This window comes from Celerinatantimonas yamalensis (genome assembly GCF_046054155.1).
Taxonomy (GTDB): Bacteria; Pseudomonadota; Gammaproteobacteria; order Enterobacterales; family Celerinatantimonadaceae; genus Celerinatantimonas; species Celerinatantimonas yamalensis.
Map to the genome: position 1 here is coordinate 111,780 of NZ_JBEQCT010000008.1, position 15,177 is coordinate 126,956.

Genomic DNA, 15,177 nt, shown 5'->3' on the forward strand with positions numbered 1-15,177 from the left:
ATTTTTCTTTAAAAATAAGTCTGATCGCTCTATAAACAGACAATTTGCAAATGTCTAGCAGCCTATTAATCATATAGAATAACGCTCACGCCTACAGACGATCAGCCAGTATTTGTGGGTTACTCTTTATTATCATCCTCTATGGTTAAATCAGGTTCAGAATCTAGTCCTGGGGTTGCTGGCCCCTCACTGTTGATATTGGTTTCGGCGCCCGCCATAGGCGGTTGTGATTCAAGTTCAATCACCTCATCAGCTTTAGCTTCTGCAAGCATTAGGGCTTTTTTAAAGGCTTTACGTTTACGTTGCCAGATCCAGAAGAGACCACCGCCCAAAAATAAAATAAAGGCCACGCCACCGCCAATGATCCAATCGAGCAAATAACTCTTTGGAGGTGGAGAAATAACTTTTGGTTCAACATCTACGACAGGGGGCGGCGGTGGAGCTATGTAGAAGCTCTTCTCTGGCATCGTCATTACAACTGGACGTCCGCCCGTAGTATCTGCATAGCCGATGGCATTAATGCGATAGGAGCCGGGTTTAGACGGCGTAGGAAGATCAAAAGTAAAGTCAGATGGAGCCTTCCGAGTTCGCACCTCAAAATGTTGTTTAAAACCGCTACCATTGCTCATCGTTCCATCGATCACGATTGAATTCACTTTCACTTCATCAGCATCGGCAATGACTTTTAGTTTTAATGGTTGCTTATCTGTAGGCGATATAAGCTCTGTCTCATATGGTTGATGGGACACCAACAAAACTTGCCGATATCCTCGGGTAAAAACGTTATTTTGCGTGGACACATCAAGATCATATTTACCCGCAGGAATATTCAGTGTGATGTAACCGGTATATGTACCATCTTGCGGATATCCATCAAATTGACTGCCATCATCTCGCAGTGCTGTAATCGTTTTATGTGCATAGGCTGTATCATTCGCATCTGGACTATCAGCGCTATCCAAATGAACGTGAAATAACACACCATCCATATAAGGCCCAAAAACCAAAGGCTTTCCATGACTGAGTAGTCTAGCTTTCAGTGATAGTTTTTCCCCTACGAAGACTTGAATCGGAAAAGGATCAACCTCCAGTTTAATATCACTGACAACTTGCACAATATTACGGGGATCGTCCGTTTCAACTAACGCCTGCCATGGTCCTGGCATAGGGTTTTCAATGGTTACAATATCGACATTTGGGGTCTCTAACCAATGAATATGACTTGGCAACCTCCAAGGATAAATTTTACTTCCATCAGGACGAACTAAAATAGCTGATGCAGAACCTGTTTTACGATGGAGCATAAAAGTCACTTGTTGAACCCGCGGATCAATCCGAAAACGGTTATCAATCAATGGCATATTATGATTGCGATAAACATCAACTAGTGGCGTACTCTGATCTGTTGTAGCCAGTACTGGCAAAACGATAGTGCTTATAAGACATACACCCAACCATCGAAACTGTTTACGCACGCATGGGCCTCCTTTGGTTTAATCGGTGTTCAGCCATAAACAATGTCCTCCCTTTTTCTGGACCAATTCTAAGCGGTGTTGATGAGCGGTTAACTCTTCATCACTGGCTTTCACCACGGGCAGTGACGAGCGATGTACATCAACACGCTGAATATAACTCGCCCCCGTTGTATGTTGCTCATCATTTAAATTCAGTCGGCTCTGCCCACCAGTCATTTTTAAAAAGACTTCGGCAAGCAATTGCGCATCCAACAAAGCGCCGTGATAAGTTCGTGAACGACTATCAACCCCATAGTAATCACATAGTGAGTCTAGGTTTTTGCGTGAGGGTATCGGCTTGCCTAACACTTGCTGCACTTCACGACCTCGATATTCACCGCGACGAGCGATCATCAATGAATCGGTCACTTGCGCCAAATTTTCAATGGTTTCAGTTACCTTGGGCAACATCGAAAATTCATGATTTAAAAAGCTGGTATCAAACCCTGCGTTGTGAGCCACTAGCTCTGCGCCGCGAATAAACGCAATGAATTCATCAGCAATCTGACTAAATCCAGGTTTATCAGCTAAAAACTCATCCGTGATCCCATGGACCGCAATCGCCTCAGGATCAACCAGTCGGTCGGGCTTAATGTAGACGTGAAACGTTCGCCCGGTCAGTTTACGGTTAATCACCTCAATGCAGCCAATTTCAATGACGCGGTGTCCCAAATAGACAGGCCCATCATTATTCATCCCTGTTGTTTCTGTATCGAAAACAACCAATCGTCGTTCTTGTGTTTGGTTCACACGCTCACCTATGCGACACTTACATTTATTATTTGCCATATTTTAACAAAGCATGACTCAATCAGTGCAATTATTTACCGACGGCTCGTGCCTGGGAAATCCAGGACCAGGCGGTTATGGTGCAATTTTACAGTATGCAGGTAAACAGCGCGAACTCTCTGGAGGCTTTAAACTCACTACCAATAACCGAATGGAATTATTAGCCACAATCATTGGCTTAGAAACACTATCTCGGCCGTGCTCAGTTATTGTAACTACCGATAGCCAGTATGTCCGCCAAGGGATCACACAGTGGATCCATAATTGGAAAAAACGAGGCTGGCAGACCACCAATAGAAAGCCGGTTAAGAATGCCGACCTTTGGCGTCGACTTGATATTGCGGCGGCGCGCCATACAGACATTGATTGGCAATGGGTGAAAGGTCACGCGGGTCATCCGGAAAATGAGCGCTGCGACGAACTAGCGCGACTTGCTGCCGAAAGTGATAACTTAGCCACCGACGAAGGCTATGAGGGTTAGTTATCGCCCCGACCGGACACTTATTCTTAACCGCTAAGCCCAGTCATAAGCCAACAACGGTGAGGTTTATGAACTAGCTAATGGCCTGACTGCAATCGTTTTTTTTAATTGCCATTTCTGGCGTATTGGCGTCAATGGCACCGTGCGTTTACGCGCGACCATTAAATAACAGGAACTGAAAGGCCGTGCATAAAGCCGACCTTTTTGTTCAAACCAACTGCCAAGAGGCTGAGAATTGGTAAAACCAGTAAATGCATAACGCTCATCATGCAACACTTCAAAACCCAACAAATTGAGCCAATCTCTGACTCGCATCGGCGTAAACATCTGGCAAGACCATGGAATAATTCGCCGCCGCCCCAGATGAGCGCGTATCCCCATCAGGCTCATTGGATTAAAACCACTTAAAATAAGATACCCATCTTGAGTCAACACCCGTTCGACTTCGCGTAATATCTGATGGGGATCGTCGGAAAAATCAAGTGTATGATTGAGTAAACACAAATCGACACTGCTTTCCTGAATAGGTAACGCTGTCAACTCAGCAACAATATCTTGTGTTGCAATAGAAGGGGCTATACACACCTGTTTACGAATCATCGAGTGATGACCATCCATCTGACCACTCAGATGCCCTAATTTAAGCATATAAAAACCAAATATTTTTGGCAAATAGCGATCCAACATCACTTGTTCTTCGGCTCTGAGCCAATTGCCGCCTGAAAACTCTTGCCAGCCTAATGGACCAATAATCTTCCGACTTATTTTAGCTGGCTTCATCGCGCTCCTCGCATTATTTCTGGCATACTAAACATACTATTCACAGCCAAGAGAATATCCACTATGCAAATCATGACGATACCTGCATTTAATGATAATTATATCTGGTTACTACACCACCTTGAACAATCCGCTTGTGCAGTCATTGATCCGGGCCAAGCCGAACCAATTCTGGCGCGTCTAACCCAACTAGGTAGTTCGCTTCATTACATTTTGCTGACTCATCATCATCTTGATCACATCGGTGGCGTCCAGCAGTTACTTCAGCACTACCCCGACTGCCAAGTGATTGCCGGTGCAGATATTCCATTGCCATTTTCAGCCACACGAGTGAAACACACCGATCAGCTTAAGCTTGCCAATATTGATTGTACACTAAAAGTCATGGCGACACCGGGGCATACTCTTAGCCACGTGGTCTACTACAACGATGATTATCTGTTTTGTGGAGATACACTCTTTAATTGTGGTTGCGGTCGACTTTTTGAAGGAACGGCTGAACAAATGTTGCAAAGCCTAAAGGCAATTGCGACACTGAATCCTAATATTAACGTCTATGCGGCGCACGAATACACACTTGCTAACCTCAAGTTTGCACTCGCTATTGAACCGACCAACCCTGCATTACTTGAATATCATAAACAGATGGTGAAATTGCGTCAGCAAGGACTACCGACCATCCCTTTTCAATTGTCCTCACAATTGGCATTCAATCCATTCATGCGCTGTGATAATAAATCATTACAATCGGCTTTATCTGCGATTTTATCAACACCTTGTGTCGACGAAATAGAAGCTTTTCGGCAATTAAGACTGTATAAAGACCGTTTCTGACTTGAATAGATTAAAAACTATCCGTAACATAGCATCATTTTTTCGATGGCGACATTAAGGAACACATGCGTTTAACTCTGGTCAGTTTGATGGTGATAGCTTTAACGGGTTGCCAAACAATAAAATTCAATCACTCAATGGCTCCCCAATTGCCAATGGCAAAGTCACCAGCATCCACCAGTGATGATAGTGCTAATGTGGTCTCAGACCACGAGCCAGAACAAATTGAGAAGCCTCCGGCCCCGGCCCCAAAGAAGATCGTTTATAACGATCTTTGGAAACGTTTAGCGGCAAATATGAACTTTGATGTGCCACTCAATGATCGCCGTGTTCAATCCCAGCTCAATTGGTTTCGCCACCATCCCGAATATCTCAAACGCGTCTCAGTGCGGGCCACGCCCTATATGTATTGGGTCGTTGAACAATTACAAAAACGCCAAATGCCGATGGAGCTTGCTTTACTTCCTATCATTGAGAGCGCTTATGATCCTTTCGCCTATTCTCACGGTCAGGCATCCGGAATGTGGCAAATTATTCCTGATACAGCAACGCATTTAGGGCTGCGGCGTAACTGGTGGTATGACGGTCGTCGTGACGTGGTTGCCTCAACCAATGCTGCACTTGATTACCTAGCATGGCTGAATAAATTATTTGATGGTAATTGGTTGAATGCAATGGCCGCCTACAACTCAGGTCAAGGGCGTGTCTTAGATGCCATTCATTATAATCAGCGTCATCACAAACAGACTGACTTTTGGCATTTGGACTTACCCAGTGAAACAGAAGCCTATGTGCCCAAACTACTCGCTCTAAGCGAAGTGATTAAACATCCTAAAAAATATGGGGTCCAATTACCTAATATCGCCAACCATCCATATTTAGAACAAGTGAATGTGGGTAGCCAAATCGATCTAGCATTAGCGGCGAAAATGGCACATCTTGACCTTAAGCAGCTTTACCAACTCAACCCTGGTTTTAACCGTTGGGCAACCGACCCCAATGGCTCTCATAAGCTGTTGATTCCAATTGAGAATGTCGATCAATTTAAAACGGCCCTAGCACAGCTCCCCGCAAACAAGCGGGTAAAATGGAAACGTCACCAAGTTGTTTCCGGTGATACACTCAATAAAATTGCCTATCAGTACCACACAACAACAAAAATGATAAGCAGCATCAATCACTTAAATACAAAGATCATTCGTGTCGGACAGCATCTTATTGTCCCAATGTCTGTGCGTAAACCGAGTCAATATATCTTAAGTGAAACATCGCGATTGGCTAAACTCCAGTCACGATCTCGCCCTTCAACGATCAAGATGCATTATGTCGTGCAAAACGGCGACAGTTTGTGGCTCATCGCCAAGAAATACCATTTGGATTATCATCTGCTAGCGAAATGGAATGGACTATCGCCCAAAGATGCATTACATACGGGGCAAAATCTCGTCCTTTGGCAGAAAATTTCGGCTAAAAAAACGGGAATAACACGGCGAATTGTCTATAAAGTTCGCCAAGGTGATTCACTTGATCGCATTGCCCATAAATTTAAAGTTCAAGTAGACGATCTGGTTAAGTGGAATGATCTGCAGCATCAAAGCTACTTACAACCGGGACAGAAATTGCGCGTTTATGTCGATATTACCCGCCTGAATGTGTAGTTGTTTTGAACGTTGCCACCAGTGCATTATGATCTGAAGCATTGGTGGCTATCACTCGGCTTCGCGCAAGTTTTACACCACGATAAAAAATATGATCGAGCGCATGACCAAATACTTGGCTGCGCTTATCATTTTTAAATCGAACGGGCTGTAAACCATGATGTTGCATCCACTGAAGTAACACCTGATGGCGATGTCGACTCCAAGTATTAAAATCCCCTGCAATAATCAGTGGCCCATGGTGTTGATTAATTAAATTTGCGACATCATTTAACTGCTGTAAATAAGGTGCAATTTTCAGTGAAAAGTTAATGGAATGTAAGCTTATTACCCATAGTTCACCGGCACCATCGGCTAATGGATAGACCCCCGCAATTAGCGACTTAGGTAAACGGATTAACGGCTCTTTTTGACGTAGACCACAGACTTGCAAAGGTGGGTATGCTGAGGCTAATTGCACCCCTACGCTTTGTCGTCCCATGGTAAAGGCTTCGAGCATTGTTGCCGACCAATGGCGGCGACGCCAAAATGCTTGCGTGGTCGATTCTCGCGCTTCTTGCAAAGCGATCACATCGGCCTGCTTGGCTAGTTTATCAAGCTGGTCCGCCCACCCTAAATTTTGGGTTTTATAAATATTCCAGCTGGCGACTGTAAATTGGCGTGGCAAGGTCTTACTTGCGTCACCGGATAAGACCACCCAATTAGGGCATTGAGCTGGATACTGATGCTGTTGAACTGTCATAATATTTGTCTGTTTTGGCACCTCAAACCACTGCATGGCCCCAATAACTAAAGCAATCACAGCGCCTAAAGCAAGCCCGCCCCCAACTTGTTTTTTGTTCATGAGTTCAGCCACCTATCATTGTAAACCAACATCTACGAATTTTGAGTCTTTGATAATGACAGTGCTGTACATAGCATTGCCCGGCAATCCTGTTAGAATCAAGCCGTATTAATGACTATCGGAGCTAATTTTGAAAAAAACGCTGTGGCTTATGCTGCTCTCCAGTGTACTACTAAGTGGCTGTGGGTATAACATCACCGAAGCAGATATCTCTAATTACCTGCAACATCATGTCGATTATAAAAAAACTTATCGACTGGGTTCGTTGCTCGAAGTAGATACAGATCTTAGCCAACTGAAGGTCAAAATTGACCCGAATAATCAACAACGGGTACAACTCAACGGGTTACTTCAACTGCATATTAGCAGTTTTATCAAAAATTTTGATTTTACCAGTCACGGAACATTCAAGGCTAAACCTGTATACAACAAAGAGGAAGGTGCAATTTACCTTGAAGATATGTCAATTCAATTATCTGATGTAAAACCTGATAAATACAGCTCGATCGCTTCTAAATTTTTACCTAAGCTCGAACAATCAATGCGTGTTTATCTGCAAAGCCATCCGGTTTACCAGCTCGACACAAACAAGTCTAAACAAAAAATGATTAAATATTTTGCCGACCGTATTGAAGTTCAACCGGGCTACTTACATCTCGTTTATAAGCTATAACACCCAACATAAAAAAACCGGCCCTTAAAGGCCGGTTTGCTACAACAACTGAATAATTGCCCTTATCCAAGCTGTTTACGGGCATTACGAAACATGCGCATCCACGGGCTATCTTCCCCCCAATCAGCAGGATGCCATGAGTGCGCCACACTACGGAATACCCGCTCAGGATGCGGCATCATAATGGTGACGCGACCATCGGTTGTGGTTAACCCCGTAATCCCATTGGCTGAACCATTCGGATTAAGTGGATAAGACGTCGTGGCTTGACCATAGTGGTCGACAAAGCGCATAGCAACAATCTGGCTCTGCTCAAGTGCTGCCAAATGTTCCCCGTCACGGACTTCCACTTGCCCTTCACCATGAGCCACTGCAATCGGCATCCGCGAACCTTGCATATCATTGAAGAACAGTGATGATGATGATTGCACTTCTACCAGACTAAAACGCCCTTCAAAACGTTCAGATTGGTTGCGTACAAAGCGTGGCCATAAATCTGCCCCGGGGATCAACTCTTTTAGGGTAGAGAGCATTTGGCAACCATTACATACGCCTAAGGCAAAACTGTCAGAACGCATAAAGAATTGCTCAAACTGCTCACGAGCCTGTGGATTAAACAGAATTGACTTCGCCCAGCCTTCACCAGCTCCCAGTACATCCCCATACGAGAAACCACCACAAGCGGCCAGACCACTGAATTGTTCCAAAGTCACCCGTGCCGCCAAAATATCACTCATATGCACATCAATCGCGTCAAATCCGGCTCGGTCAAATGCAGCGGCCATTTCACTGTGTGAATTCACCCCTTGCTCACGCAAGATAGCCAACTTAGGTCGAACACCGGTGGCGATCATTGGAGCTGCGACATCTTCATTGAGATCAAAGCTTAATGCCACATTAAGCCCAGGGTCGCTAACATCCGCTTTTGCTTCAAATTCGGCTTGGGCACATTCTGGATTATCACGCAACGCCTGCATCTGATAGGTTAACTCAGCCCAAATTTGCCGATAATGCTGGCGAGACTGCGCCAACACGGTATCGCCATTACGAGTAAAGCGGATCATATCATCACGATTCACTCGTCCAACCACGTAGCTGCAATTAGCCAGACCATGACCCGCTAAGGTCGTCATAACCGTTTCTTTTGCATCGCCAGGAACTTGAATTAGAGCACCTAGCTCTTCATTAAACAAGGTGGTTAAATCACTATGACCCAGCTGATCAAGGGCAATATCAACCCCACAGTGACCTGCAAAGGCCATCTCTGCCGCCGTACTAAATAAGCCGCCATCGCTGCGGTCATGGTACGCCGTTAATTTGTCATGACTAATGAGTTCTTGAATGGCCAAATAAAAACCACGCAGTAGTGCGGGTGAATCCACATCCGGAGCACTATCGCCAAGTTGCTTATACACTTGCGCAAGCGCCGAGCCACCCAAACGGTTTTTACCTTGTCCAAGGTCAATCAAAATCAGTAATTGACTGGGATCGTTGACCAGTTGCGGTGTCACCGTTTTGCGCACATCACTCACCCGTGCAAATGCACTGATAATCAATGACAATGGTGCAGTGACTGACTGTTGCTCACCATTTTGTTGCCACGTGGTTTTCATCGACATCGAGTCTTTACCCACGGGAATGGTCAGCTCAAGTTCAGGGCAAAGCTCTTCACCCACGGCCTTAACAGCCTCGTAGAGCCCGGCATCTTCACCAGGATGACCGGCTGCAGCCATCCAGTTTGCTGATAGCTTAATCCGGCTAAATGGCCCAATCGCGGCGGGTGCGATATTAGTGATCGCCTCAGCAACCGCTAACCGAGCAGAAGCGCCATGATTGATCAAGGCTGTCGGTGTGCGCTCACCAATCGACATGGCTTCCCCAGCATAGGTGTCATAGCTAGCCGCAGTGACCGCGCAGTCAGCTACAGGAACTTGCCAAGGGCCAACCATCTGATCACGTGCCACCAACCCGGTCACACTGCGATCGCCAATAGTAATCAAAAAGGTTTTTTCCGCTACCGCCGGCAGACGCAAAATCCGCTCTGCGGCATCAGCTAAATCCATCGAGGTGGTATCTAACGCAACGCCAGTAAATGCCGCGCTGATCACATCACGATGCATTTTCGGGGGTTTCCCCAACAAAACATCCAGCGACAGGTGGATCGGTTCATTGGCAAAATGCTCATCGCGTAGGATCAGATCTCGCTCTTCAGTTGCCTCACCGATCACGGCATATGGCGCACGTTCACGCTGACAAATCGCATCAAACTCATCTAATCGCTCGGCAGGAACAGCTAAAACATAACGCTCTTGCGATTCGTTGCACCAAATTTCAAGCGGTGACATACCGGGCTCATCATTGGGGACTTGGCGCAAATCAAAACGTCCGCCACGGCCGCCATCATTGACTAACTCAGGGCAGCCGTTAGATAACCCACCCGCCCCAATATCGTGAATAAAGACAATCGGATTGCGCTCCCCCATCTGCCAACAACGATCAATCACTTCCTGACAGCGACGCTCCATCTCAGGGTTATCACGTTGTACTGAAGCAAAATCAAGGTCTTCAGCCGACTGCCCTGAAGTCATCGATGAGGCGGCTCCGCCACCTAACCCAATATTCATCGCAGGCCCGCCCAGCACAATGATCTTCGCTGAGACAGGAATATCGCCTTTTTCAACATGCTCCGCTTTGATGTTACCCACGCCGCCGGCCATCATAATAGGCTTGTGGTAACCACGAACTTCCAGACCATTAAAACTTTCGACCTGTTCTTCATAAGTACGGAAATAGCCTAATAGGTTAGGTCGACCAAATTCGTTGTTAAATGCAGCGCCACCGAGAGGCCCTTCAATCATAATATCCAGTGCACTGGCAATGCGCGATGGTTTGCCAAAATCACTTTCCCATGGCTGTACAAATCCAGGAATACGTAAGTTACTCACACTAAAACCCACGAGACCCGCTTTAGGTTTTGAACCACGCCCTGTTGCGCCTTCATCACGGATCTCACCGCCTGAGCCTGTAGCCGCACCGGGAAATGGCGAGATAGCCGTGGGATGGTTATGCGTCTCGACTTTCATCAAAATATGCACGGGTTCTTGATGATAGCTGTATTGGTTGCTATAAGGTTTGGGATAGAAGCGCCCTGCATTCGAGCCTTCCATCACGGCCGCATTGTCTTTATAGGCCGAAAGAACGCCATCGGGGTGGCGCTCAAAGGTATTCTTAATCATCTTAAATAGTGATTTAGGTTGTACCTGACCATCAATGGTCCAATCTGCATTAAAAATTTTATGCCGACAATGCTCTGAATTGGCTTGAGCAAACATCATCAGCTCAACATCGTTGGGATTACGCCCGATTTTTTGAAAATTATCGATTAAATAATCGATTTCATCATCGGCTAAGGCCAAACCTAGCTCGATGTTTGCTTGTTCGAGTGCAGCTTTCCCGCCGTTGACAATATCAACAGCCCGAACCGGAGCAGGTTCTGCGTGACTAAACAGGGATTGCGCCTGTTCAAATGAGTCAAATACACTTTCCATCATGCGATCGTGGATCAACGCAGACAGTGTTTGGCGATTAGCATCACTGAGTGGCTCAGCAACACTCACATAGTAAGCGATACCGCGCTCAATTCGCACAATCTCAGTTAAACCACAATTATGAGCAATATTTGTCGCTTTGGATGACCATGGTGAAATGGTACCGGGTCGAGGTGTGACTAAGACTAGCTCACCGACGGGCTCATGTTCGGCAATAGTTGGTCCATAAGTCAGTAACTTTTGCAAGATATCATGCTGCTCAGCACGCAGAGGGCTTGCCACCTCAGCAAAGTGCATATACTCGGCATAAATACCTGTAATCGGGAGGGATTCTTCACTCGTTTGTTTCATTAACTGAGAGATGCGAAATTCAGACAGTGCCGGAGCACCACGCAAGATTTCCATAATGTGTACTCGTCTGCGTTTGGGCTTAGCAAACGCTATGTTTATCACGCATTGCTGAAGCCGTTGGGGGGTAAATTAGGTTATATTATAAAGAATAAAGGTAGAAGAAGTCACCGCTAGAATGACGTTAATGTAGACGAACTTTTTCTCTGCCAGAAAAATAGTAGATCAAACGCTCGATCTAAGACAAAGAAGCGGATAAGCAGGGGTCATCCAGAAATAGTTTATGCCGTCACATAAAAACTAGACTCGTCGGTCAATATTACGATGAACAACGCACGATAACAGGCAATACGTGATGAGTTCATGGCATTTCAGTTATCACGCTGCAATGTATTCTTTCATCGTTGTTTTTCCTATTTTAAATTGTTAATTTAATGAAAAACAACACATTTCATTTCACGACCCCATCAATGAACAATGTTACACTATGGGGCTTGTAATCATAGCATTAGCCTGAATAAGGATATTAGAAGCGTTGCCAAAACCGTTATATATCTTAAGATGGATAAGCACACTGATACTTGCTTTACTGCTTTTAGGTTGTCGACCTAACACATCGCAACGCAGCGAATTAGAGCAGTTGGAATATGCAAAGGTCTTACGTGTAGGCACGCTCTATTCGTCACGCAACTTCTATTATGATCAAAATGATCAACCCACAGGGATTGATTATGAGTTGCTCGAAAATTATGCTAATTATCTTGGGGTAAGGCTTAAAATGATCCCCTTGTATAGTCAAACCGATCTGTTCAATGCACTAAAAAAGAATCGTGTTGATCTAATCGCCGCATCGCTTATCCCTACCCCTGCACTGCGCAGTGAGTTTCGTTTCTCGCCCGACTTTTATGATGTTGATAGTGTATTGGTCTATCGTAAAGGGACGACGCCACCACAAACACTTGCCGATATAGATGCGCCTATTGGGGTGATTCAAGGCAGCTTTCATGATGTTATTTTACAGCGTTTAAAACAACGTTATCCCAAGTTACGCATTGCCGCTGATCCACAAGTCGATAACGAAGAACTACTGCGTGAAGTACATCAAGGAACATTGCGCTATGCCGTGGTTGATAATCGTATTTTAGCGCTCACACAGCGCTATTATCCTAAATTAGCCAGCGCTTTTGTGATCAATCATCAAGAGCCTATTAGCTGGGCAATTCGCCGTAATGATGATGACTCATTTTATTCCACTTTGATCGAGTTTTTTGGACAAAGACACCAAGATGGAACAATAGCCAAACTAGTCGAAAAATACTTTGGCCATATTGAGCAGTTTGATTACGTAGATACGCGATCATTTATCAAAGCGGTTAGCACCACATTACCCATTTATCAAAAGTGGTTCAAACAGTACGCTGAGGGTTTGGATTGGCGATTGCTCGCTGCCGTCTCTTATCAAGAATCACACTGGGATCCCCACGCACGATCCAGTACTGGCGTACGAGGTCTAATGATGTTAACGCTTAATACAGCGCATCATATGGGTGTGAAAAATCGTTTAGATCCACAGCAAAGTATTCGAGGAGGGGCTGATTACTTGCGCCGATTAATCTCTTTAGTCCCAGAAAGCATTCATGATGATGAAAAGATCTGGTTTGCCCTAGCCGCTTATAACATGGGTTTTGGCCATATGTTGGATGTGCGCCGCCTGACTAAACTACAAGGGGGAGATCCGAATAATTGGGCAGATGTAAAAGAGCGCTTACCCTTACTGATGCAAAAACGTTGGTATCGTAAGACCCGCTACGGTTATGCACGGGGTAGCGAAGCCTATAACTATGTGAATAACATTCGCCAGTATTATCAGAGCATGGTCTTACTCAGTGCTGAAAAACGTCGTATTCAAGCCCAATTAGTGCACTAATTTTGTGCATAACGCCCCAAAATGGATAAAATTTCAGCAAAACCCTTGACTGTCATCGATTCGTCATAGAGAATTGATAGGTTAAAAAGCGAAAATAAAAGAGAAACAACAATAACAAAGAAGGAGGGATGAAGATGATTAAAAAACGTCGTCATGCCACACATTCACCTCGTCGGCGTATTCAACTTGCGCGCCAACATAAAAAAACTTTATGGCGTCAACGCAGTTTTACTTTAACTGAGCTGATGGGTGAAAGTGATGATTAATTAACTCAGCCTTGCTGAGAAGACTTGAGTTTTTTCGCAGATCTAATCGCTTTTCTACGGTTGCGAAAAAACTCGCTCAGGAGCGTTGAACAGCGCTCCTGCTCCACACCCCCAACAATCTCTAACTGATGATTCAAACACGGTTCAGCAACTAGATTGAACACACTACCCGCCGCGCCAGTTTTCGGATCAGAAGCCCCATAGACAAGTTTTGCCACTCGCGCATGGACCATTGCACCGGCACACATCGGACAAGGCTCAAGTGTTACATATAAGGTTGTATCTATAAGGCGGTAGTTTTTTAATACCTGTCCAGCCTCTCGCAGGGCCATAATTTCAGCATGATGGGATGCATCATGGCAGCTAATACTGCGATTCCAGCCTCGTCCAATCACTTCATCTTGATAGACAACCACTGCTCCGACAGGGATCTCACCTTCTTGCTGAGCGTGTAAAGCTAATTCAATAGCTTGTTCCATAAACAACTGATCGCGCGGCGTACTCAAACTAACCTCCCCCACTAAACTATTAGTATACTATACGCCGCCACTTAGAATCACTTCCCTAGATTACTTTTCAAGGCGAAGCTACAGCCCACTATAAGCCAAGCTCATCGAACAAGTCTTGATCGACAACTTGAGCAACAGGTTTATCGACCTGACGGTTAGCCTCGGCAATAATCGCATCCGGATCACTGTCTTCTCGCTCAACGATATCAGCGATCTGTATAAACTCTGTTTTATCCATAGCTAGTTCAAGATAAAAAATATTGTTATGGGAGGTCACAAACGTGACTCGGCGAGCTTGTGGACGGTCTAAATTAGTATCGACCGAAATCAATACTTGCTTGTTAATCGCTAACATTTTCGGTTGGTTTTGCGTGATACTGGTATGCAATTGTTGACCAATTTTACCGGTGAAATCACCGATGCTTTGATTCATCAATTCACCCATGACGTTTGCAACTTCATCTGAAGTGTGCTGAGTGGCAAGTTCAGCTTCGGCAATTCCCATATTTTTCATATAGGTTTGATAGATTTCAAGCGCAGCTTGTGCGGTAAAGTTCATCAATACCAGCCCTGAAAAACCACCATCAAACAATACAAAACAACCAATGTCTGGTTTCAGACAGGTTTTGTGGATCCTTTGTACCATCGCTGAATAATTAACCGGTGTACCGGTTGCCGCGCTCAAGACTTTCGTGACTGAATTGCACAACGTTAGCAAAATATCATCTGTAGATATCACCTGAGAATTTTTCATCTAGCTTCCTTGTTCATTGATAGTAACCTCTATTTGTTCATTATGCGTTACCAAGGACATTTGTTCCAATCGAAACCGTTGTAAAAACGGCCTCTTTTTGACTATCCACAAGGATGACTCGACAAACAGCTTGATTCAATAAACTTTATCATAGACATAAACAATAACGCTGATTCCCACATTCGCCCGCATTCGAGTAAAGGAACGACGGTGATCATGGCCGTGTTTAATCCCCAAACGCATTCAACGTAG

Annotated in this window: 13 protein-coding genes; 6 read left to right on the forward strand and 7 right to left on the reverse strand. The window is 45.0% G+C overall.

Translation table 11 applies throughout. From position 1 onward, the window contains the following. Positions 1–119: 119 nt before the first annotated feature. A complete protein-coding gene (locus ABUE30_RS15325; RefSeq protein WP_408624711.1) occupies positions 120–1,304 on the reverse strand; it encodes a hypothetical protein in 1,185 nt (394 codons plus the stop codon). A 189-nt stretch (positions 1,305–1,493) separates the two neighbouring features. After that, positions 1,494–2,264 carry a DNA polymerase III subunit epsilon gene (gene dnaQ, locus ABUE30_RS15330; protein WP_408624712.1) on the reverse strand — a complete coding sequence of 257 codons (771 nt, stop codon included), beginning with the start codon at positions 2,262–2,264 and terminating at the stop codon, positions 1,494–1,496. A gap of 52 nt (positions 2,265–2,316) precedes the next feature. On the opposite strand from dnaQ, the gene rnhA reads away from it, so the two are divergent. After that, positions 2,317–2,784 carry a ribonuclease HI gene (rnhA, locus tag ABUE30_RS15335; protein WP_408624713.1) on the forward strand — a complete coding sequence of 156 codons (468 nt, stop codon included), beginning with the start codon at positions 2,317–2,319 and terminating at the stop codon, positions 2,782–2,784. A gap of 66 nt (positions 2,785–2,850) precedes the next feature. On the opposite strand, the gene ABUE30_RS15340 is transcribed toward rnhA, so the two are convergent. Next, complete coding sequence (locus ABUE30_RS15340; protein WP_408624714.1) at positions 2,851–3,564, reverse strand: class I SAM-dependent methyltransferase; 714 nt, start codon at positions 3,562–3,564, stop codon at positions 2,851–2,853. A gap of 63 nt (positions 3,565–3,627) precedes the next feature. Here ABUE30_RS15340 and gloB point away from each other — a divergent pair, with 63 nt between their 5' ends. Both gloB and ABUE30_RS15350 read left to right on the forward strand, forming a co-directional pair. Continuing rightward, positions 3,628–4,398, forward strand: a complete 771-nt coding sequence (gloB, locus tag ABUE30_RS15345) for a hydroxyacylglutathione hydrolase (protein WP_408624715.1) — start codon at positions 3,628–3,630, stop codon at positions 4,396–4,398. A gap of 65 nt (positions 4,399–4,463) precedes the next feature. After that, positions 4,464–6,056: a LysM peptidoglycan-binding domain-containing protein gene (locus ABUE30_RS15350; protein WP_408624716.1), complete on the forward strand. Its 1,593-nt coding sequence runs from the start codon at positions 4,464–4,466 to the stop codon at positions 6,054–6,056. On the opposite strand, the gene ABUE30_RS15355 is transcribed toward ABUE30_RS15350, so the two are convergent. Further along, positions 6,037–6,900 (reverse strand): endonuclease/exonuclease/phosphatase family protein, encoded by an 864-nt coding sequence (locus ABUE30_RS15355; RefSeq protein ID WP_408624717.1) that lies wholly within the window; start codon positions 6,898–6,900, stop codon positions 6,037–6,039. The genes ABUE30_RS15350 and ABUE30_RS15355 overlap by 20 nt on opposite strands. A gap of 130 nt (positions 6,901–7,030) precedes the next feature. On the opposite strand from ABUE30_RS15355, the gene ABUE30_RS15360 reads away from it, so the two are divergent. Further along, positions 7,031–7,573: a DUF1439 domain-containing protein gene (locus ABUE30_RS15360; protein WP_408624718.1), complete on the forward strand. Its 543-nt coding sequence runs from the start codon at positions 7,031–7,033 to the stop codon at positions 7,571–7,573. A gap of 62 nt (positions 7,574–7,635) precedes the next feature. Here ABUE30_RS15360 and purL read toward each other — a convergent pair whose 3' ends face one another. Next, entirely contained in the window at positions 7,636–11,526 is a 3,891-nt protein-coding gene (purL, locus tag ABUE30_RS15365; protein ID WP_408624719.1) for a phosphoribosylformylglycinamidine synthase, read from the reverse strand. 478 nt (positions 11,527–12,004) lie between these two features. Here purL and mltF point away from each other — a divergent pair, with 478 nt between their 5' ends. Further along, positions 12,005–13,396 carry a membrane-bound lytic murein transglycosylase MltF gene (gene mltF / locus ABUE30_RS15370; RefSeq protein WP_408624720.1) on the forward strand — a complete coding sequence of 464 codons (1,392 nt, stop codon included), beginning with the start codon at positions 12,005–12,007 and terminating at the stop codon, positions 13,394–13,396. Positions 13,397–13,530: 134 nt separating this feature from the next. Then, entirely contained in the window at positions 13,531–13,662 is a 132-nt protein-coding gene (locus ABUE30_RS15375; protein ID WP_408624721.1) for a hypothetical protein, read from the forward strand. Between the two features lie 5 nt (positions 13,663–13,667). Here ABUE30_RS15375 and tadA read toward each other — a convergent pair whose 3' ends face one another. Continuing rightward, a complete protein-coding gene (gene tadA / locus ABUE30_RS15380; protein ID WP_408624722.1) occupies positions 13,668–14,168 on the reverse strand; it encodes a tRNA adenosine(34) deaminase TadA in 501 nt (166 codons plus the stop codon). Positions 14,169–14,259: 91 nt separating this feature from the next. Further along, positions 14,260–14,925: a DUF3334 family protein gene (locus tag ABUE30_RS15385; protein WP_408624723.1), complete on the reverse strand. Its 666-nt coding sequence runs from the start codon at positions 14,923–14,925 to the stop codon at positions 14,260–14,262. Positions 14,926–15,177: the final 252 nt, after the last annotated feature.